This is a genomic window from Agrobacterium sp. CNPSo 2736 (assembly GCF_004005385.1).
Lineage (GTDB): Bacteria > Pseudomonadota > Alphaproteobacteria > Rhizobiales > Rhizobiaceae > Agrobacterium > Agrobacterium leguminum.
This window is the reverse complement of record NZ_RZTX01000004.1, coordinates 88599-108880: the sequence shown is the minus strand read 5'-3', so window position 1 is coordinate 108880 and position 20282 is coordinate 88599. Positions and strand designations below refer to the sequence as shown.

Sequence of the window (20282 nt, the reverse complement as noted above, 5' to 3'; positions counted from 1 at the left end):
GCCTTCCAACAAGGAGCAGAAATGGCCCGCATAGACCAGACCGACGATTGGCGGGACCGCCATGCGCCGACACTTTCCGCCTTCGAGTCGCTTGCGATCGAGGCATATGGCCACCTGCCGGAAGAATTTCGCGCACTGACGAAAGATCTCATCATCGAGATCGCCGATTTTCCGACCGATGACGTGTTCGAAGACATGGCGCTCGAAACACCCTTCGATCTTCTCGGACTGTTCGAGGGGCGCGGCATCTCCGAACGTTTCACCATGGAAACGGGCGAGATGGTGAACCGCATCACGCTTTATCGCCGTCCCATTCTCGACTACTGGGCCGAGAACGAGGAAACGCTGGGCGATATCATCACCCATGTCCTCATCCACGAAATCGGCCACCATTTCGGCCTGTCGGATGATGACATGGAACGGATCGAAGAAAGCGCCGACGAAGCCGCCGCCGATCGCTGATCGGGGCGGCTGGCGCCGCTCACTGCTCGCCGAGCTTCATGTCCGGATGGTATTCCTTGCCCTCGACCACCTTGGTCACGGCCTGGCCGCAATGCATGACGCCGCTTGCGGCGTTGAAGGCGTAGCTTGGCGAACCCGCGAGTTCCCATCCCTTGTTCAGCGCCTCGGTGACCCGGTGACAGAATTTCGCGTCGTCGGGACCAGTTATGAAACGATAGACCTTCACGTCTTATTTGCCTCTCTTTGTGCGATGATATCGGCCATGGCGACCAGCCTTTCGGCCTGGCCCACATGCAGCCGTTCGATCATCCGCCCGTTCATGTTGATGACGTTCAATTCCACAGATTCGGGTTTTGCGAAAGCGGCAATGATCTCGCGAGCTTCCGCAACCGCTGCCTCGTCCGGGGCGAAGCGCCGATTGGCCGGCTCGATCTGGGCCGGATGGATCAGCATCTTGCCATCGAACCCCATGGCGCGACCCTGCTCACATTCGGCTTCGAAAGCGGCGATATCGCGGAAATCGTTCGAGACGCTATCGATGACATCCAGACCATAGGCACGGGCGGCAAGCACCACCTGCATCATCCAGGGTACGAGATAAGTGCGTCCGGGAAGGGCCGGCACCCGCGTTTCCTTGCGCAGATCGTTGAGCCCGATGACAAAAGCCGAAAGCCTCGCATCCGGCGTATGGGCCGCGTCAGCAATCGAGGCGGCATTCAGGACGCCAAGCGGCGTTTCGATCATCGCCCAGATTTTCAGGTGCTCCGACACATCCGCCTCGGCCAGAAGATCGGCCACATCGTGAATATCGGCCGGCTGCTCCACCTTCGGCAAAAGAATTGCATCCGGCCGGCAGGAAAGCACAAGCTCCAAATCCGCCTTCCCGTCGGGCGTGGAAAACGGGTTGATGCGGATAATGGTCTCGCCCGCTGCAAAAGGCCCTTCCGAAAACAGTTTTTGCAGATTGTCCCGCGCCTTGCCCTTCATCCCGGGTGCGACCGAATCCTCCAGATCGAGGATCACCCCATCACAATCGAGATCGCGGATTTTTTCCAGTGCCCGGACATTGATGGCCGGCACGGAGAGCAACGAACGACGTGGTCTCACAAGAATATTTTCGGAAAAATTGACCATGCCGCACTTGTGTCAAGCTTTTGTGACATCTGCAAGCTGACAATCCACTGAATCCTCTTGCAAGCCGGAAGAAGAAGGCCCACATTCGTCTGGATAGAAAGGTTTGGATCATGCAAGGCATACGTTCGTTTTTCATCGCCGCATCCGGCATTGCAATTCTGGCGATAGTCGCCCTGTTCACCGCGTCGCTCACGGTCGCTTTTATCGGCGTGCTCGCGGTTCTCAGCGCTGCCCGCCTGCTTTCCGCGCGTCTGAAGCCGGCCCCCATTCCGGTCAAGCCCCGTAACCAGCGCGATATGCGCGTCTGGAACGACGGCAAAGGCACGATTATCGATCTCTGAGATCGTCTCTAATCGGCAAAAATGCCAGAGCACCGCGCGCGGCGTACCGAAGAAGGCGGGTTTGCGCTTCTAAAGTGATGAGTTTTGCAGTATTTCCCGGCAGAACACGTCCGGTGGGCTTTAACCAGCCCCGGATTTTGTCGAAGGGAAACACGGGAAGCGACAGATGGAAAAATTCACCAAGCTGACGGGCGTTGCCGCGCCCATGCCGGTGGTCAATATCGACACCGATATGATCATTCCGAAAGACTATCTGAAGACCATCAAGCGCACCGGCCTCGGCAAGGGCCTCTTCGCCGAGTCGCGTTATCTCGAGGATGGCTCGCCCAATCCGGATTTTGTACTGAACAAGCCCGCCTACCAGAACGCCCAGATTCTCGTCGCGGGTGACAATTTCGGTTGCGGTTCCTCGCGCGAACATGCGCCATGGGCGCTTCTCGATTTCGGCATCCGCTGCGTGATCTCCACCAGCTTCGCCGACATCTTCTACAATAACTGTTTCAAGAACGGCATTCTGCCGATCGTCGTCACCCCCGAGAACCTCGAAAAGCTGCTGGACGATGCGTCCCGCGGATCGAATGCCGTTCTGTCCATAGATTTGGAAAGTCAGGAAATCAGCGGCCCCGATGGCGGTACGATCACCTTCGAGATCGATGAGTTCAAGCGTCACTGCATGCTGAACGGTCTGGACGATATCGGCCTGACGCTCGAACATTCCGGCGCTATCGATACCTTCGAAAAGGCAAACGCCTCGGTCCGCCCCTGGGCCTGACCGCATTTCTGCTCTTCAAAAAAGCCGATCCCGTACCAAACCGTACCGGATCGGCTTTTGCTTTGCTTGAAAAGCCCTTGAGGCGGAGATAAGAAGCCTCCGATCCCGTCCGGCCGCGATACGACTTCTCATGTGCTGGACGGAAACGAGTTTGACGCCGCGTTCGCCGCAATCGAAAACCCTTCAGGATGTTTTCCGGCGCGCCGCCCAAGGAGGGTTCTCATGACAGTCCGTTCGCTTTTCCTTCTGCCCGGTGACGGTATCGGCCCGGAGGCCATGACTGAGGTCCGTAAGCTGATCGATTATATGAACAGCGCGCAAGATGCCGGCTTCACCGTCTCGGAGGGTCTGGTCGGCGGCTCTGCCTATGACGCCCATGGCGTGGCGATTTCCGATGCGGATATGGAAAAGGCGCTTGCCGCCGATGCGATCCTGTTCGGCGCCGTCGGCGGCCCGAAATGGGATGGCGTGCCCTACGAGCACCGCCCGGAAGCCGGTCTGCTGCGCCTGCGCAAGGATCTCGAACTTTTCGCCAATCTGCGCCCGGCCATCTGCTACCCCGCACTTGCCGCCGCTTCCTCGCTGAAGCCGGAACTGGTCGAAGGCCTCGATATCCTCATCGTCCGCGAGCTGACGGGCGGCGTTTATTTCGGTGAGCCGAAGCAGATCATCGATCTCGGCAACGGCCAGAAGCGCGGCATCGACACGCAGATCTACGACACTTTCGAAATCGAGCGCATCGCCAGCGTCGCTTTCGAACTGGCCCGCACCCGCGACAACCGCGTCTGCTCGATGGAAAAGCGCAACGTGATGAAATCCGGCGTTCTGTGGAACCAGGTGGTCACCGAAACCCACGCCGCCAAATTCAAGGACGTTCAGCTGGAACATATGCTGGCCGATGCCGGCGGCATGCAGCTGGTGCGCAAGCCCAAGCAGTTCGACGTGATCGTCACCGACAATCTCTTCGGCGACATGCTCTCCGACGTCGCCGCCATGCTCACCGGCTCGCTCGGCATGCTGCCCTCCGCTTCGCTTGGCGCGCCTGACGCCAAGACCGGCAAGCGCAAGGCCATGTATGAGCCGGTCCACGGTTCGGCCCCGGATATTGCCGGCAAGGGTATCGCCAACCCCATCGCCATGATCGCGTCCTTCGCCATGTGCCTGCGTTACTCGTTCAACATGGTGGATGAGGCAACGAAACTCGAAGCGGCAATCGCAAACGTGCTGGACAAGGGCATCCGCACCGCCGACATCATGGCCGAGGGCAGCCGTCAGGTCGGAACCTCTGAAATGGGTGACGCGGTTCTCGCCGAATTCAAGGCGCTTTCGGCGTAACGCTGGACGAAACCGGCTGGGCAGGCGGCACCTTCGCCTGCCCATCTTCCTTCGGCAGAAGATGCTCATATCTTTTGTCAGTCAGCGTCTTCAGAAAGGCGACGATGGCGTCCACACGCTTGTCGTCCAGCGCCGGCGCGGATGTCAGTTCCGCCATGGCGATATTTTCAGGCACTTCCGGCGCATCCCACGTCTTGCCCGTTTCCGGATTGATCTGGCGGCTCGGCTTCTTGCTTTTGTATTTCACGTAAAACAGCACCACTGTGCGCAAATCCTTGAACACGCCATTGTGCATGTAAGGACCAGTGACCGCGACATTGCGCAGCGTCGGCACCTTGAACTTGCCACGCTGGGCGGCATCGCCGGCAACTTCCGGATTTTGCGCCAGCCCCAGATCGATCGCGCCCGGCTTGGAGCCGTTTACGGCCCGAACCGATATATTGGCGGGAACGCCGATGTTGAAATATTTATGGTTGGTGAAGAGGCCGTCTTCCAGGCCCTTGGCGCCACGGATTTCATGGCAGGTATTGCAATTGGTGAATTGCGTCGAGGAGATCAGAACCCGACCCAGCTCTTCCTGATCCGTCAGCTTCTCCTCGCCGCGCAGGAAGCGGTCATATTTAGAATCGAAGGTGGAGAACTCATCCGAGCGCTCAAAGCTCGCCAGCGCCTTCGTCATCGCGGCATAGGCGGTGTCGTCGCTTTCAAAAACATCCTTGCCGAACTGCGTGCCGAAAGCCGCGACATAGTCCGGGTTTTCCCTGAGCCGTTTGACGACCGAGGCCTTGTCCGGCATGCCCATTTCGAGGGGATTGAGCGGCGGACCGCCCGCCTGATCTTCAAGCAGGGAGGCGCGGCCATCCCAGAACTGCCCGCCGATATACTCTCCCGCCGCATTCCTGCCGAAAGGTGGCGTGAAGCGGGCATAAGCTGCAGTCGGCGCGTTGCGGTCGCCCAGTGAAATGCCGTCATCGCCAAGCGATACGTCCCGCCCCACCTTGTCGCTCTCCCGCGCATCGGAAAAACCGGCTGCCTGCATATGGCAAGTGGAACAGGCCATGGTGCGGTTCATCGAGAGACCGGGATCGTCGAACAGCGCCGCACCGAGCTTTTCCAGCGTCGCATAGTCTTCACCGCCGTGGGCAGCCATGCCATCGACACCGGTGCCCAAGGGGGCCAGCAGGATGGATGCGGCAAGAGCAGCAGAGACAAAAAATCCGGGTTTCATCATCGATAGGCACGCTCGATATAAATGCGCGAGAGCAGGTTCGGACCGGGACATATGAAGCGGCTTTCGATCCCGCCGCGCTTCACCGAACATGGATCACGGGAGATAACTCCGCTCTTCCATGCCCTATAAAGAAATCTATAGCACTTTCCCGTGAGCCAAGCCTACAAACTTTCGCAGCTTGGTCCACTTTGCCGCAGGTCCACGGACCAAACCCGGAAACGGTCAACCGCCCCTGGCGATGGCGTGGAAAAAGGTGCCCGAGACAAATCCTCTCCTGCCGCCCGATGGCCCGAGCGGACGACCCTGTCCGTCAGCAATCTGGGCGAAGGGCTCATCGCTGCCGGGATCGGTAACCCGCGCATAATGGAATTCATGACCGCGCAGAACATCACCCGCCGCGCCGAGCGGGCCGCTTGCCGCGATTGTTGCCTGCCGGTAGCCGAGATTCATCTTGCGGGTCGCAAAGCTGGTGGCATGCGACAGAAGCCCGGTCATGGCATGGGTCACCCCATCCGCATCTTCCAGCGCCTCGCCGAGCACCATGTAACCGCCGCACTCGCCATGAACAGGCTTTGTCGCAGCAAAGCGGGCAATACCCGCCTTGAAACCAGCCGCATCCGCAAGCTTTCCGGCAAAAAGCTCGGGGTACCCTCCCGGCAGCCAGCAGATATCGCAGCTCCCGTCGGGCGCCTCATCCGCGAGCGGCGAGAACGGCACTATCTCGGCTCCGGCCGCCTGCCAATGCTTCCTGAGATGCGGATAAAGGAAAGTGAACGCCGCATCCTCCGCCAGCGCGATGCGCTGGCCGGGCGGTGCAATCGCCGCATTCACCGAGCCGGAAGGCACATTCACCGGCGCGGCGAGAGAAAGCAGTGCATCGAGATCGATGGATTTTTCCATCGCATCCGCCAGCCGTTCTATATGCGCATCGATCTCCGGATGTTCGCTGGCCTGCACCAGCCCCAGATGCCGTTCAGGCAGAATGAGCGACGGATCACGCAGCACGCAGCCGACAACGGGAAGGCCGATTTTTTCGATGGCTTCCGTGCACAGCGTCCGGTGTCTTTCACTGCCCGCCCGATTCAGCACCACCGCCGCCATGGTAACGGACGGATCGTAGTGGGCAAAACCATGGGCGATGGCAGCGGCCGTCTGCGACTGGCCGGACACATCCAGCACCAGCAGCACGGGAATGCCGAACAGCCGCGCCAGATCCGCCGCCGAACCCGTGCGATTTTCCGCAACCGGAATACCGTCGAACAGGCCCATGGCGCTTTCGATCAGAACAAGTTCCGCATCCTCGGTGTGCTGCGAAAACAGATGCCGCAACAATTCCGGCCGCATGGCCCAGCTATCCAGATTAAGACCCGATGTGCCGGTGGCGAAGGCGTGGAAACCGGGATCGATATAATCCGGCCCAGTCTTGATGCCGCGCACCTTGATACCACGCCGGGCAAAGGCCCGGAGCAGGCCGATGGTCACGCTGGTCTTGCCGGAACCCGAACGTGGCGCGCCAATGATGATCGCCCGCGCCGTCATGAACCGGAAACTCCAAGACGCGCCCGCATCGAAACAATCTCGCCGATAACGATCAAAGCCGGCGCTTCGAAATTTTGCCTGATTGCATCGTCAGCTATGCTTTCCAGCGAGCCGATGAAAATCCGCTCCTGCGCCGTCGTTGCCGACATGATGACGGCGACCGGCGTTTCGCCGGAACGCCCACCCTGCATCAAAAGGCTGGCAATCGTGCCTATATTCTTCAGCCCCATGTAAACGACGATGGGTTCCCGTGTTTTCGCCAGCGCCAGCCAGTCCAGATCCTCTTCGGTGCCCGCCGCGTGGCCCGTGGCAAGAGTTACGGCGCGACTGATACCGCGCATGGTGGCGGGGATGCGGGCCGAAGCAAGCGCGGTGAACGACGAGGTCATGCCCGGCAATATGCGAAACGGAATGCCGGCATGGACAAGCGCCTCCGCCTCTTCGCCGCCACGCCCGAAAATAAAGGGATCGCCGCCCTTCAGCCGCAGCACCTTTTTGCCCTGGCTGGCGAAATCGATCAGCGAAGCGGTAATATCATCCTGTGTCGCGGAAGGCTTGCCACCCCTTTTGCCCGCAAAAACAATCTGCGCCTGCGGACCGAGGGCAACGACATCGTCGCTCACCAGCGCGTCGCGCACGATGATATCGGCTTGAGACAGCGCGAGCGCCACTTCCAGCGTCAGATAACGCACATCGCCCGGCCCTGCGCCCGCGAGCCAGACGTGACCGGCCTCAAAGACCGGACCTTTTGCGGCAATGCTGTTCAAAATCTGCGCTATCGACATTCTTCTTGGCTGCTTTTTAACGATGACGGAAAAAGCCGTCCCGGCTATAGAAATTCATATGGATACGGATGGAAAGACCCTTCGCCGCGGCTGGACCACGGGCACCTGCGCGGCAGCCGCCACGAAGGCGGCCTGCGCCGCCCTTCTGACCGGCGAATTTCCTTACCCTGTCGAGGTCGAACTTCCAAGCGGCGCGAGGCCAGCATTTTCCCTCGCCACCGAGGAAAAGGGCGAAAACTTCGCGCGCGCCGGCGTCATCAAAGATGCGGGAGACGATCCTGATGTTACCCACGGCGCGCTGATCGAAAGCACGGTGCGGCGCAGTCAGCCGGGAAGCGGCATCACCTTCAAGGCCGGTAAAGGCGTCGGCATCATAACCCGACCGGGCCTGCCCCTGCCACCGGGAGAACCCGCCATCAACCCCGTACCGCGCAAGATGATCGAAACCGCCATTCGCGAGGTGGCCGGAGAAAGTGCCGATTTCGAGGTAGAGATTTCCGTCCGCGATGGCGAGAAGCTGGCGGAGAAAACCCTGAACGGCAGGCTCGGCATCGTCGGCGGCATTTCCATCCTTGGCACCACCGGCATCGTCATTCCCTTTTCCTGCTCGGCGTGGATTCACTCCATCTGGCGCGGCATCGATGTGGCGCGCGCGACCGGCTGCACCCATGTGCTGGGCGCCACCGGCAACACCTCCGAAAAAGCCGGTCAGGCGCTTTACGATCTGCCTGAAACCGCGCTGATCGACATGGGTGATTTCATTGGCGGCATGCTGAAATATCTGCGCAGCCACCCCGTCGAGCAGGTGACGATTGCCGGCGGCGTCGCCAAGATGACCAAGCTCGCCCAGGGCATGCTCGATGTGCACTCCAAGAAGGGGCTGGCCGATCTCGATGCGCTGGCGGCGTTGGCGACGGAAGCCGGAGGCGATGAAAATCTCGCCATTGCCATCCGTCAGGCCAACATGGTCGCGCACGCCTTTGAGCTGTCCGAACGTGCGGGAATAGACCTCGGTGCGGTCGTTGCTGAAAAAGCCTGGGTAACCGCAGCGGCGGCGCTGAAGACGCCCGCCATTGCGCTCGATATTCTGGTTTTCGATCGTCAAGGCGCGCTCAAGGGGCGCACCGCCTCCACGCCGTCGCATCAGCCCTTCGCATCTTCCTTCGGAGACCGGAACCGCCGGACATAATCGGTGCTATAAAGCGCGCTTTCGCGAAAATCCGTCGAGGCAAGCCCACGCCCGACGAAGATCAGGGCCGTCCGCTCCACCGGTTCGGCGGCGAGCTTGTCCTCAATGTCGAACAGCGTGCCGCGAATGACCCGCTCATCCGGCCAGGAGGCGCGAACGACGATAGCGACCGGGCAATCCGAACCGTAAAGCGGCGTCAGCTCTTCCACCACCTTGCCGATGGCATGAATGGCGAGATGGATGGCAAGCGTCGTACCCGTCGCACCGAAAGCCTTCAGCGTCTCACCGTCAGGCATCTTCGATGCGCGCCCGGACATGCGGGTCAGCACAAGGCTCTGCGCCACTTCCGGCACCGTCAGTTCCCGCTGCAAAGTGGCGGCGGCGGCGGCAAAGGAGGGTACGCCGGGCGTGACGGTATAATCGAGACCCAGCCGCTCCAGACGGCGGATCTGTTCACCCATGGCGCTCCAGACGGAAAGGTCGCCGGAATGCAGCCGCGCCACATCCTTGCCGGCCTTTGCTGCAGCCACGAATTCCGCCTCGATCTCGTCAAGCGAAAGTGCTGCCGTATCGACGATGCGTGCACACGGAGGGCAATAATCGATAAGCGCCTTCGGAACCAGCGAGCCGGCATAAAGGCACACCGGGCAGGCGGCGATAAGATCGCGCCCGCGCACCGTAATGAGATCGGCAGCACCCGGACCGGCGCCGATGAAATGAACCGTCATTGTTGTTCTCCATGTTCTATGGCGCAGCCGCTATCTTGCGGGGCATCGTCAGTCGTTGCGATGGCCACCGTCACATTGCCAACCACAAGACGCGGCGCGACCAGCCTTGCATTCTCTCCGGCGGCGGCAAGCGCCGCCGCTTCGCTCACACTTGGCGAGCCGGCATGATCAAGGCTTGCCTGTGAAAATGTCATCGTTTTCGAAGCAACCGCCTCAAGCCGCTCCTGCGAGACGATTTCCAGCGACAGCGACAGGCTTTTCGCCGCCTCCACAAGACCGGCTTCATCGGCTTTGAGCGGCGCAGTCGCCAGGCATTCCACCGTCATGCCAAAAGCATGCTCCGCAGCGCGCAATCCGGCGATGACAGCATCCGAACCCGCACCTCTGCGGCAGCCTATGCCAGCCACTGTCACCATGGCTTGGTCCAGCTCCATTGCGTCACCGGCATTGCCGGACGCCAACCCGACATGGAACCGACAGCCGTCACCCGCGACACATCCAGACGGATCATCGATCCGCCGTGCCGCGCATGGGCAGCAAGCAGCGCCGCCTCCATTTCCAGCGTCACCGCATTGGCGACCAGCCGCCCGCCGGGCTTCAGGGCCTCCATGGCACCCTCAAGCACGCCCGCTTCACTGCCGCCGCCACCGATGAAAATAGCATCCGGCTGAGGCAAGCCTTCAAAAGCCGCAGGGGCCGCGCCGATCATGACCTCAAGCGCCGGCACACCGAAAACTTCGGCATTGCGGGCGATACGCTCGGCCCTTTCCGGGTTTTGCTCTATAGCGATTGCACGGAGCGAAGGATGGGACAGCATCCATTCTATGCCGATCGAACCCGAACCGGCACCGATATCCCACAGCAACTCGCCCCGCCGTGGGGCAAGAGAAGAAAGTGTCACGGCGCGGATTTCACGCTTGGTGATCTGCCCGTCATGTTCGAACAGGCTATCATCAAGCCCACATGTGAGAGGCAGAACGCGCGCACCTTCATCCGCCACGACGTAAATCGCTACCACGTTCAGCGGATCAATATCAGCAAATGCGAAATCAGCCGCCCTGACCTGCCGCCGCCTCTCCCGCTCTCCACCCAGGGCTTCAAGCAAGACGAATTCCGACTGGCCGAAACCCAGATCGGACAACAATTCCGCGATCAAGGCCGGGGCGTGGGCATCCGAGGTGAGCGCGATGATGCGTGCGCCGGCATGAAGATACGGCCGCAGGAGATCGATGGAGCGCCCATGTAGCGAAACGCAGTCGACCGATTGCAGCGCCCAGCCGAGCCGCGCGGCGGCCAGCGAGAAAGCGGAGGGCGAGGGATAACAAACCGTCTCACCCGCATCGATACGCCGCAGAAGCGTAACACCGACGCCATAAAAGAACGGATCGCCGGAAGCCAGCACACAAACCCTTTTGCCGCGCAGCGCTACGACATCGCCCATATCCGTATCGAACGGCACCGGCCAGCGTCGTGCTTCACCACGAATGGTCATAGCCGCCAGTTCCAGATGGCGTCTGCCGCCGAAAACCACCTCGGCCGCCTCTATCGCCTCTATCGCATTCCGGCCCAGCCCCCCGAGCCCATCTTCACCAATGCCGACGATGGAAAGCCACGGCTTTTCTTTCTTTTCGGTGGAAGCATCGCCCGTTCCGGAATATTCAGACGTCATGACACGCTCCATACTCATCCTTGGCGGCACGGCGGATGCCCGTATTCTGGCCGGCAGGCTGGCGGAAGAACCCGGCTACCGAATTCTGCTCTCCATGGCCGGTCGCACGCTCTCGCCGGTCGAACAGCCGGTGCCGATGCGCAGCGGCGGTTTTGGCGGCGCGGGCGGTCTCGCGGATTTCATTCGCGCAGAGAATTTCGATATTCTGGTGGACGCCACCCATCCCTATGCGGCGAAGATTTCCGCCAACGCCATTGAGGCCGCAGGGCGTGCCAAAGTTCCGCTGGTCGTCCTTTCGCGTCCTGCCTGGCAGCGTCAGCCGGGTGACAGGTGGCATGAGGTGGACAGCGTCGAACAGGCTGTCACCGCGCTCGGCAGCGAAGGCAGGCGCGCGTTTTTGGCTTTGGGACGGCAGGAGCTTCTTCCTTTCGAAGCGGCGCCCCAGCACAGCTATCTCATCCGCAGCGTCGACCCGGTAGAGCCGCCACTGAAACTGCCGCATGCGCGCTACATTACCGCGCGCGGCCCCTTTGCGTTGGACGACGAAATCCGCATGCTGGAAGAAAACCGCATCGAGACGGTGGTCTCGAAAAACTCCGGCGGCAGCGCGAGCTATGGCAAGATCGAAGCAGCGCGACGGCTCGGCCTGCCGGTCATCATGATCGACCGGCCGCGACAGCGGTACGACACGCCCCTGAATGACCTGACGGTGCCGGATATTGCCGCTGCGCTCACCGCCATCCACCATCAGCTCTCTCTTCTCGAAAAACGCGGCGAATAAACCAGCGGTTCTTTGCCGGAACGCTCGATCAGACGGGTTTCAACCGAACCGACGATGATACAGGTGGCCATATCCGCCATGTCGCTCGAGGCTTCCGAAAGAGGCACGACCCGAATACGCTCATCCGCCCGGCCTGCCGCGCGACCGAAGATCACCGGCACCGAGCCGGGCAAATGCGCCCGCAACAGATCAAAAGCGGTACCGAGCTGGTGCGGCCGCGCCCTGCTGACGGGATTGTAGAACGCCATCACAAAGCCTGCTTCCGCCGCCGCGATCAGCCGTTTTTCAATGATGCCCCACGGCTTGAGATTATCCGACAGCGAAATGGCGCAGAAATCATGGCCAAGCGGCGCGCCGGCCTTTGCGGCCACGGCCAGCATGGCAGTCACACCCGGCACGACGGAGAAATCGATATCGCGCCATTCAGCAGGGCCGCTTTCAATCGCCTCGCAAACCGCTGCCGCCATGGCGAAAACGCCGGGATCACCGCCGGACACCACGCACACCTTGCCACCTGAAGCCGCAAGCCGGAGAGCCTGCTCGGCGCGGGAAATCTCCTCGCGATTATCGGATGCATGACGACGCTGGTGCGGCTTAAGCGCCAGCCGGTCGAGATAGGGAATATAACCGAAGAAATCCTCAGAAGTCTCGACTGCGGCAAGCGCCTCCGGCGTCACCTGCGCCGCGCTGCCCGGGCCGAGGCCCACGACGACGAGCCTGCCGGTCATGACTTTTCACCTGAAGAGGGTCTGGTTTTCCAGCCCGGCACCAGAACCAGCGAAAAATAGGGCGCAGGCGATGCATCGCGTTCGATGAGCCGCACCGCATGGCTGTTGGCCATTGTACCACGCTCGACATAAAGCGCGTCTTCAAGCTTGCCAGCCTTTTCCAGCGCCCGGCGAATTTTCGGCAGGTTGCGCCCCACCTTCATGATCACCGCGCCATCCGTGCCGGACAGACGTTCCGTCAGAACATCTTCGCCGAGCGTACCGGGAAGCACGCTCAAAATATCATCGCCTTGCACAAGCGGCAGACCGGCCATGGACCAGCAGCCGGACATGGCCGTGATACCCGCAACGACCTCCGCCGGGTAAGATGGCGCAAGCCGCAAATGAAGGTGCATATAAGAACCGTAAAACAGCGGATCGCCTTCCGACAGCACGGCGACATTGCGCCCGGCTTCGAGATGCACAGCGATGTCCTTCGCCGACTGATCGAAAAAGGCGGCGATGGCATCACGGTAATCGTTGCCGTTTTTGTCGCTTTCGACGGTTACCGGGTAGACCAGCGGCATTTCCAGCGTGCCGGGGCGAATGAAGGCTTCGACAATACCGCGACCATTGCCGGTGCCGCCTTTCTTGCAAAAAAAGGCGAGCACATCGGCGTTTTCAATGGCGCGGACAGCCTTCAGCGTCAGAAGCTCGGGATCTCCGGGGCCGGTGCCGACGCCAACGAGCCTACCCTTCGGATGTTCGAAAAGAGCCGCGCTCACAGGCCAGCCCTCGCAACGGCGTTGATGGCGGCAGCCGTCATCGCCGAACCACCCATGCGTCCCTTGACGATGGCATAGGGAATGCCAAGCGAACTTGCCTCCAGCGCATCTTTCGATTCCGCCGCACCGACAAAGCCAACCGGCATGCCGATGATGGCGGCCGGACGTGCGGCGCCTTTTTCCAGCATCTCAAGCAGATAGAACAGTGCAGTCGGCGCATTGCCAATGGCAACGAGAGCGCCGTCCAGCTTCTCTGCCCAAAGATCGAGCGCCGCGGCGGAGCGGGTGTTGCCGATCGTTTTCGCCAGCTCCGGCGTGCGGGGATCGCGAAGGGTGCAGACCACTTCGTTATCAGCCGGAAGGCGCGCGCGCGTCACGCCATGGGCAACCATTTCCGCATCGCAGAGAACAGGCTTGCCGGCTCGTAGAGCACCGCGTGCAGCGGCAACAAAATCCGGCGAAAAGCGGAAATGGCTGGCTGCCTCCACCTGCCCGCAGGCGTGGATCATGCGAATGGCGATATCCGCCTGCTCTTCGGTAAAGGCGGACAAATCCGCCTCCTCGCGAATGATGGCGAAGGAGCGCTCATAGATCGCATTGCCGTCGCGAATATAGTCATAGTCGGTCATCGGTCATCCTGTCGAAGCGCCGCACCGATCGTCTGTTTACCCAGCCGGGCAAACAGGGTGGCGGCGTTTTCACCGGGCTTATGTTCTTTTTCGTAAAGACGGGCAAGCCGCGAAAGCGCCGTCCTGTGATGCTGGAAAGGTAAAATGCCATCCGGCAGGTCACCGGCGCGACCCGAAATCGAAAAGGCCAGGCCATCGGCGGTGCCGGAAAAAGTGAGAAGCGACGGCGCGGGGTGCGCGCAACCTTTGCCGCAGCCGGAAATATGCAGCGTGAAGGAGCCATCCAGCAACGAGGCGCATTCCTCAGACGCAAAGGCGGCCAATTCATGGGTGGGGAGAAAAGCCGAAGCGCAGCCCGGCGCGCCGGGACAGGCGGCAATAGAAGAGCGCGCGTCACCTGCCGTCGTGACGAAACCGGACGCCCTTGCAATCTCAAGCAATGCGCCGCAGGCAGATGACGATCCAAAGAATAGCAGGCTATGGTTTGGTGCCGGCCGCAGGGCCGTGATGCCGAGGGTACCGGCCCGTTCGCAGAGATGCGACAAATCGTAGGCCCGGATTTGCCCGAAAGCAGGCGCGACAGCAATGGCGAAGCGATCCTTTCCCGTCATCATCAGTCCCAGAGACGCAGAAGCCGCTCTGGCGTCATCAACAATCACCCGATCCAGCAGGCGATCACCGCAGATCGCTTTTATCGTCGAATGGCCCAGATCGCGGCCACGGGCAAGCGGCCCTTCGCCGGCAAGATAGACGAGCAGCGACAGGACGACACTCGCCGCTATGTCCGTCTCGACCAAGCCGGCATTCAGCGCCCTGCTTTCCGGTCCACCCACGAGCAATCGCCAGACGGTCCGCCCATCAAACGACACAGCTTTCAGGCGAATATCGGCCAGCAAATCTTCCATGGAGAGGCGCCCGCCGCCATCGATGACGACAGACATTTTAGCGGCAAGCTTTTCATGGAGAACGAGCCTGTCGGCCTCTTTTCGAATCTCCTCGGCGAGAGGGCGACCATCAGCAATTTCCGCGTCATCCCGACCGGCAAGAGGCGACGTCTCAACCGCAAGCCCCGCACGCAACGGCAAATCCAGCGCCAGAACATCTTTTTCCAGAGCGCGGCCACTTTCCGGCGTCAGGCCGCGAAATTGCAGGCCGCCGCGGGCGGTAATGTCGATCAATCCGTTGCCATGCCGCTCGGCAAGCTGACAAAGCACCACCATGTCGCGCGGGTCGATATCCGCCTCGAAAGCGATCCGCGACAAAAAACCGTCCCCGGTGCGCATGGGAGCGGACAGGGCCGGGCAGAGGCCACGGCGGCCAAATGGCTGAACGGGATCGGCAGCGGCCATCATCACGCCTCCACCCTTTGGAGGCGCGGAAGGACCAGCATTTCAAGTTCCGCATCCACCGCGTTGCGGCGGCTGTGCCACAGCCCGCGACGGCGGGCAGATAAGAACCGTTCGGCCATCACCTGCGCCGCCTTCGGGTTTTCCCGCAGGATGAAATCGCGCACATGCTCATCGCCGAAATAGGCATCGTAAAGCGCCTCGATCAACGAGGAGGACACCGCATGGGTGGTTTCGGCAAAGCCGATCAACCGGTCCACCGTCTCGAGGAATTCCGCCACCCCGCGCGGACCGTGCCGCATCTGGCCGGCAATGAAGCGGGGATTGACGGCACGCGCGCGCACCACCCGCGTCAGCGCCTGCGTCATCGACCTTGCACGCGGACGCGCCGGATCTGTCGTATCCAGCGCAACAATATCGGCGACGCCGCCAAGCACAGCTTTCGCGGCGGAAAAACCGCCGATGAAGGCGACATCCGAAGAACCGTCCAGAAGGTCGCGGCCCGGATCGTCCCCGGTATGAACCAGAAGATCGGCGCGCCTGACCAGCTCCACAAAACCGGTATCTTCGAAAATCTCCAGCCCGTCCGCACCGCCGAAAGCGTGGCTCGCCGCATCGAGATAGGCCTGCCCCAGCTCCTCGCGTTCGTCCCATTTCCCGCTGGCAAGCTTTTCTTCGATGCCCGCACCATAGGTGCCGGGCGCGGAGCCGAAAATGCGCGCCGGAATATGCCCGAGTGCGACGGCCTCTTCCGCAAGCGGATTGTCGCCCGGCGCTTCCTCCCGCCGCGCGACGGCCTTGGCGGCGGCGTCAAGAAGCGCGATCAGCGCCGGAAACATGTCACGGAACAGGCCGGAAATGCGAAAGGTGACGTCGACTCGCGGCCGCCCCAGGCTCGCTGGCGGCAGCACCTCGATGCCGGTGACCCGGCCGGTCGCGAGGTCGTGGATCGGTCTCGCCCCCATCAGATGCAGCGCCTGCGCCACATCCTCACCGCCATTGCGCAGGCTGGCGCTGCCCCACAGATCGAAAACCAGATGTTTCGGCCAATCGCCATGGGACTGCAGATGATGGCGCAGCACCTCTTCGCCCGCCACGCGACCCAGCTCGAACGCCGTCGGCGTCGGCATGGTGCGCGGATCGGCGGCATAGAGATTGCGGCCCGTGGGCAGCACATCGAGCCGCCCGCGCGCAGGCGCGCCGGAAGGGCCGGGGACGATATGCCGGCCATCGAGCGCAGCCAGCAGGGCAGCTTTTTCCGATTTGGCGCTTTCGAGCCTCAGAAGATCGGTCTCGTCTTTTGCACAGCGGCCAAAAACATGCTGGCCATCCTTGATGGCGAAATCCTTGAGGTCGCAGAGAAAAGCATCGATGCGTGAGAGGGCCGCATCGGCGTCATCCTTCGCAGCCACGCCCGCTTGCGCCGCAAGCCCGGTCTCCAGCGCCTTTTCGACGATCAGTTTCGCCAGCCGGTCACGCCGGCGGCGATCCAGCCCATCCGCCTGCGCATATTCATCGACGAGCTGCTCCAGCGCCGATTGTTCCGACGAAAGTCCGGCATTGACCAGCACCGGCGGGACATGGCCGATGGTCACGGCCGCGATGCGCCGCTTGGCGACCGCCGCCTCGCCCGGATTGGAAACGATGAATGGATAGACTACAGGCAGTGAGCCGGTTACGATTTCGGGAAAACAATTGCGGGAAAGCGCCACCGTCTTGCCCGGCAGCCATTCCAGCGTGCCGTGCGCGCCCACATGCACGATAGCATGCGCACCCGCAACCCGCTGCATCCATGCACCGAAGGCAACAAGCGCGTGGCGCGGCGGCAGGGCAGGGTCGTGGTAGTCCACCCGACGATCCTCATTGCGGCCCCTGTCCGGCGCGAGCGCCACGAATACTTCACCGAAACGGGCGGCGCGGAACCGGAATGCGCCATTGACGAGTGCATCGTCATCGGTTGCCACGCCCCATGTCGCGTTTACGGACCCGGCAGATGCCGACGGCAGGGCGGAGAAAAAAGCCTCGTAAGTGGAAAGATCGATTGCCGCTTCCTGTTGCTCGACGCAGTCGAGCAGCGCCCGCGCGGTCTTAGGAATATCCTTGACCGTATAACCGGCCCCGGCGAAATCCTGCAGCATTTCGAGAACGCTTTGCGGCACATCGAGACCGACGGCATAACCGGTTCGCCCGGGCGCCGCACCGGGATAATCCGGCATCAGGATGACAATGCGGCGATCCCGTGGAAGGGCATTCCTCAGCCGCAGGAAAGCAGCGATGCGATTTGCCACCTGCTCGACACGATCAGCCTCGGGTACATTGAGCAAACTCGCGCCGCCATCCACGCGCGCCTGTTTGAAAGAAATCGCACCGGCGAGAATCCGGCCATCCAGTTCCGGCAGGACGACATGCATGGCAAGATCGGAAGGATTGAGACCCCGCGCATTTTCCGCCCATCCGTCGCGCCGCGTCGTCGCCATCACCACCTGAAACACCGGCACGCCGAGACGGTCGAACAGGGTTGTTCCGTCGTCATCCGTCTGGCTGGCGAAGGCGGTGGCGGCAATGATGGCGGCGGGCCTCAGATCGGGCAGTACCGTTTCGAGGAAACGAATCGCCTCCCCATCCTTCAGACCACTGACAAAAATCGGCAGGGGTGAAAAACCGCGCTGCGAGAGCGCCTCGAAAAGCGCGTCCACCGGTGCAGCATCTGCCGCCAGAAGCATGGAACGGTAAAACAGAATGGGCAGAACGGGCGCACCGCCGGGAAAACCCGCGCAGGCTTCCGCCCTATCCACTACGCCCCTGCCAGGCCGGTAAAAACCGGCTTTCGGCAGCGGTTCGGCTTCGATATCCGGCCATGCCTCGCTCCTTGCAAGAGCGGCGAGACCAAGAGCAAGCCGGTCCATGTTCTCCTGCCCGCCCTCGCGGAAGAAGGAGAGGACCGAGGCCAAAATCCGCCGATCGAGGGTCGAGGCCGCTTCGAGTTTCTCGTCCCTTTCGCTGCACTCACCCGGCAAAAGCAGAAGCTTGATGCCGCGCCTGCGCGCAAGAATGGAAAGCTGATCGACACCGTAACGCCAGCGTTCCGCCCCGCCGAGAATCCGGATAAGAATTACCCTGGCGTGTTCCGCCGTCTTTTCGATCCACAGATCGACCGACATGGGATGTCGAAGCTCGGACAGGTTGGCGGCTGACAGGGAGGGGAGCGCACCTTCTGTTCGCCGCCAGGCCTGTTCCAGCCCGGCCAGATCGCTCGCCGAAAAAGACAGCACCACCACATCCGACCGGGGCTGGTTGAGATCAACCGGCTCGATCAGGTCGTCCAGAGACGAGGATGTGGTGGCGAGGATGTGCATCGTCAGGCGGCCAGCATCTGTTCGATCTTTTCGCGGTTGATGCCCTTTTCGCCGATGACGACGAGGCGGCTGCGGCGTTCCTCACCCGCGGCCCAGGGTCGGTCGTAATAATGGTTGACGCGGCTGCCGACAGCCTGCACCTGCAGGCGCATCGGCTTTGCGGAAACCTCGATGAAGCCCTTGATACGCAGGACATTTTCCGCAGCCGCCGTCTCTGCGATACGGACTGCCAGCGCTTCCGGATCAGTCACGGCCGGCAGATCGATGACGAAGCTGTCGAAATCGTCATGCTCGTGGTCGAGTTCGCCATCATGGTGGGTACGGCGATTTTCGATATCCTCTTCCACCGCAAGGCCAAGACCGATCAGCACGGCGGGGTCGATGGCGCCATTGGAGGCCACGACGATCTTTGCCGCCTTCGGCAGATGTTCGAGAACATGCGCCTTGGCCTTGTCCAGGCCGGCATCGTCAAGAAGATCGGCCTTGGTCAGCACGATAAGATCGGCGCAGGCGACCTGGTCTTCGAAAACCTCTTCGACCGGGTCATCGTGATCGAGCGCCTCGTCATTGGCCCGCTGGGCGGCGAGCGCTTCCATGTCGTGCGCCACCTGCCCTTCGGCAAGGGCGGCGCCATCCACCACGGCGACGACGGCATCCACCGTCACGCGGCTCTTGATCGCCGGCCACTGGAAGGCCTGCACCAGCGGCTTCGGCAGGGCGAGGCCCGAGGTTTCGATGAGGATATGCTCCACCTTCGGCTGGCGGCTCAGAATCTGTTCGATGGCAGGCTGGAAATCATCCGCCACCGTGCAGCAGATGCAGCCATTGGCCAGTTCGACGATGTTTTCTTCCGGGCAGCTTTCAATACCGCAGCCCTTGAGAATCTCGCCATCGATGCCGATATCGCCGAACTCGTTGACGATGATCGCCAGCCGCTTGCCGTCCAGCTTTTCGAGAAGGCCGCGTAGCAGCGTGGTTTTGCCAGCCCCCAGAAAGCCGGTGACGATGGTGCAGGGAACGCGGTCCAGAAGGGTGCTCATGATCTCTCCTCGGTAAAATCGAATGGGGGAATGCGCGCCACCATGCCGCGCTTTAAGGGTTCGGGGCGGCCGCGCCAGGGCATCAGGCCGTCGGGAGCGGCAGCCAGCAGCCGTGCGCCGGTCAGCAAATCTTCCGCATCACCGGTCGTCAGCCCGCCGAAGACATAGGACCACCCATTGGCGCTGCGCAGCACGGCGCTAAGCCCGCGCTTGCAATTGGCGAGGCAGTTGACGGAACGAACGGTGACACCCGTTTCCTCCGCTTTTGCCATGACGGCATCGGCGAGGCGTGAGCCGGGGCGCGGTTCGGCATTGGGGTCGGCTTCATCACGACAGCTTCTGCAAACGAAGACGGTCACGCCGGACGCCGTTTCGTCCCGCGTGTTTCCGTCAGCAGATGAAGATGTCGCTGAAATATCCAAACCGTATCGTTTCCCGCGCCTTGCAAAAAAT

At 61.5% G+C, this 20282-nt stretch carries 21 protein-coding genes; 6 read left to right on the top strand and 15 right to left on the bottom strand.

Annotated elements, in window-relative coordinates; translation table 11 throughout:
• The first annotated feature begins 21 nt into the window (after positions 1–21).
• A complete protein-coding gene (locus EM858_RS08930; RefSeq protein WP_003520258.1) occupies positions 22–462 on the top strand; it encodes a metallopeptidase family protein in 441 nt (146 codons plus the stop codon).
• Positions 463–481: 19 nt separating this feature from the next.
• Here EM858_RS08930 and EM858_RS08925 read toward each other — a convergent pair whose 3' ends face one another.
• Both EM858_RS08925 and EM858_RS08920 read right to left on the bottom strand, forming a co-directional pair.
• On the bottom strand, positions 482–688 hold the full coding sequence (locus EM858_RS08925) for a DUF1737 domain-containing protein (protein WP_003505258.1): 207 nt from the start codon (positions 686–688) through the stop codon (positions 482–484).
• Positions 685–1596: a CoA ester lyase gene (locus EM858_RS08920; protein WP_164865373.1), complete on the bottom strand. Its 912-nt coding sequence runs from the start codon at positions 1594–1596 to the stop codon at positions 685–687. The genes EM858_RS08925 and EM858_RS08920 overlap by 4 nt, the downstream gene beginning before the upstream one ends.
• A 110-nt stretch (positions 1597–1706) precedes the next feature.
• On the opposite strand from EM858_RS08920, the gene EM858_RS08915 reads away from it, so the two are divergent.
• The 3 genes from EM858_RS08915 (at position 1707) to leuB (ending at position 4044) form a co-directional block, all read left to right on the top strand.
• The gene (locus EM858_RS08915; protein ID WP_020809819.1) at positions 1707–1937 is read left to right on the top strand and encodes a hypothetical protein; all 231 of its coding nucleotides are present in this window, start codon (positions 1707–1709) and stop codon (positions 1935–1937) included.
• Between the two features lie 166 nt (positions 1938–2103).
• Complete coding sequence (leuD, locus tag EM858_RS08910; protein ID WP_127756478.1) at positions 2104–2709, top strand: 3-isopropylmalate dehydratase small subunit; 606 nt, start codon at positions 2104–2106, stop codon at positions 2707–2709.
• Positions 2710–2931: 222 nt separating this feature from the next.
• The gene (gene leuB / locus EM858_RS08905) at positions 2932–4044 is read left to right on the top strand and encodes a 3-isopropylmalate dehydrogenase (protein ID WP_127756477.1); all 1113 of its coding nucleotides are present in this window, start codon (positions 2932–2934) and stop codon (positions 4042–4044) included.
• On the opposite strand, the gene EM858_RS08900 is transcribed toward leuB, so the two are convergent.
• The 3 genes from EM858_RS08900 to cobA form a co-directional block, all read right to left on the bottom strand.
• Positions 4025–5275, bottom strand: a complete 1251-nt coding sequence (locus EM858_RS08900; protein WP_127756476.1) for a cytochrome-c peroxidase — start codon at positions 5273–5275, stop codon at positions 4025–4027. The two genes, leuB and EM858_RS08900, sit on opposite strands and share 20 nt — an antisense overlap.
• Positions 5276–5497: 222 nt before the next feature.
• Entirely contained in the window at positions 5498–6814 is a 1317-nt protein-coding gene (locus EM858_RS08895) for a cobyrinate a,c-diamide synthase (RefSeq protein ID WP_127756475.1), read from the bottom strand.
• The gene (gene cobA / locus EM858_RS08890) at positions 6811–7599 is read right to left on the bottom strand and encodes a uroporphyrinogen-III C-methyltransferase (RefSeq protein WP_127756474.1); all 789 of its coding nucleotides are present in this window, start codon (positions 7597–7599) and stop codon (positions 6811–6813) included. The genes EM858_RS08895 and cobA overlap by 4 nt, the downstream gene beginning before the upstream one ends.
• A 58-nt stretch (positions 7600–7657) precedes the next feature.
• Here cobA and EM858_RS08885 point away from each other — a divergent pair, with 58 nt between their 5' ends.
• Positions 7658–8788, top strand: coding sequence for a cobalt-precorrin-5B (C(1))-methyltransferase (locus tag EM858_RS08885; protein ID WP_164865372.1), 1131 nt, complete (start codon positions 7658–7660; stop codon positions 8786–8788).
• Here EM858_RS08885 and cobM read toward each other — a convergent pair.
• Genes cobM through cbiE form a run of 3 tightly spaced genes read right to left on the bottom strand, consistent with a single transcriptional unit; the run spans position 8743 to position 11185 of the window.
• Positions 8743–9516, bottom strand: coding sequence for a precorrin-4 C(11)-methyltransferase (gene cobM / locus EM858_RS08880; RefSeq protein WP_127756473.1), 774 nt, complete (start codon positions 9514–9516; stop codon positions 8743–8745). The genes EM858_RS08885 and cobM overlap by 46 nt on opposite strands.
• Positions 9513–9932: a cobalamin biosynthesis protein gene (locus EM858_RS08875; protein ID WP_164865388.1), complete on the bottom strand. Its 420-nt coding sequence runs from the start codon at positions 9930–9932 to the stop codon at positions 9513–9515. Before EM858_RS08875 ends, cobM begins: the two co-directional genes overlap by 4 nt.
• The gene (gene cbiE, locus EM858_RS08870; protein ID WP_127756471.1) at positions 9926–11185 is read right to left on the bottom strand and encodes a precorrin-6y C5,15-methyltransferase (decarboxylating) subunit CbiE; all 1260 of its coding nucleotides are present in this window, start codon (positions 11183–11185) and stop codon (positions 9926–9928) included. The genes EM858_RS08875 and cbiE overlap by 7 nt, the downstream gene beginning before the upstream one ends.
• Between cbiE and EM858_RS08865 the strand changes: the two genes are divergently transcribed.
• A complete protein-coding gene (locus tag EM858_RS08865; RefSeq protein ID WP_127756470.1) occupies positions 11184–11966 on the top strand; it encodes a cobalt-precorrin-6A reductase in 783 nt (260 codons plus the stop codon). The genes cbiE and EM858_RS08865 overlap by 2 nt on opposite strands.
• On the opposite strand, the gene EM858_RS08860 is transcribed toward EM858_RS08865, so the two are convergent.
• From EM858_RS08860 to EM858_RS08830, 7 genes are read right to left on the bottom strand one after another with little or no spacing between them, the layout of a single operon-like run.
• Positions 11933–12694 carry a precorrin-3B C(17)-methyltransferase gene (locus EM858_RS08860; RefSeq protein ID WP_127756469.1) on the bottom strand — a complete coding sequence of 254 codons (762 nt, stop codon included), beginning with the start codon at positions 12692–12694 and terminating at the stop codon, positions 11933–11935. The two genes, EM858_RS08865 and EM858_RS08860, sit on opposite strands and share 34 nt — an antisense overlap.
• Positions 12691–13458 (bottom strand): precorrin-2 C(20)-methyltransferase, encoded by a 768-nt coding sequence (locus EM858_RS08855; protein WP_127756468.1) that lies wholly within the window; start codon positions 13456–13458, stop codon positions 12691–12693. Before EM858_RS08855 ends, EM858_RS08860 begins: the two co-directional genes overlap by 4 nt.
• Entirely contained in the window at positions 13455–14087 is a 633-nt protein-coding gene (locus EM858_RS08850) for a precorrin-8X methylmutase (protein WP_003520242.1), read from the bottom strand. Before EM858_RS08850 ends, EM858_RS08855 begins: the two co-directional genes overlap by 4 nt.
• Positions 14084–15439 (bottom strand): precorrin-3B synthase, encoded by a 1356-nt coding sequence (gene cobG / locus EM858_RS08845; RefSeq protein ID WP_127756467.1) that lies wholly within the window; start codon positions 15437–15439, stop codon positions 14084–14086. Before cobG ends, EM858_RS08850 begins: the two co-directional genes overlap by 4 nt.
• Positions 15439–18789, bottom strand: coding sequence for a cobaltochelatase subunit CobN (cobN, locus tag EM858_RS08840; protein ID WP_127756466.1), 3351 nt, complete (start codon positions 18787–18789; stop codon positions 15439–15441). Before cobN ends, cobG begins: the two co-directional genes overlap by 1 nt.
• Positions 18790–18791: 2 nt before the next feature.
• A complete protein-coding gene (gene cobW, locus EM858_RS08835; protein WP_127756465.1) occupies positions 18792–19829 on the bottom strand; it encodes a cobalamin biosynthesis protein CobW in 1038 nt (345 codons plus the stop codon).
• Positions 19826–20251, bottom strand: a complete 426-nt coding sequence (locus EM858_RS08830; RefSeq protein ID WP_164865371.1) for a DUF1636 family protein — start codon at positions 20249–20251, stop codon at positions 19826–19828. Before EM858_RS08830 ends, cobW begins: the two co-directional genes overlap by 4 nt.
• Positions 20252–20282: the final 31 nt, after the last annotated feature.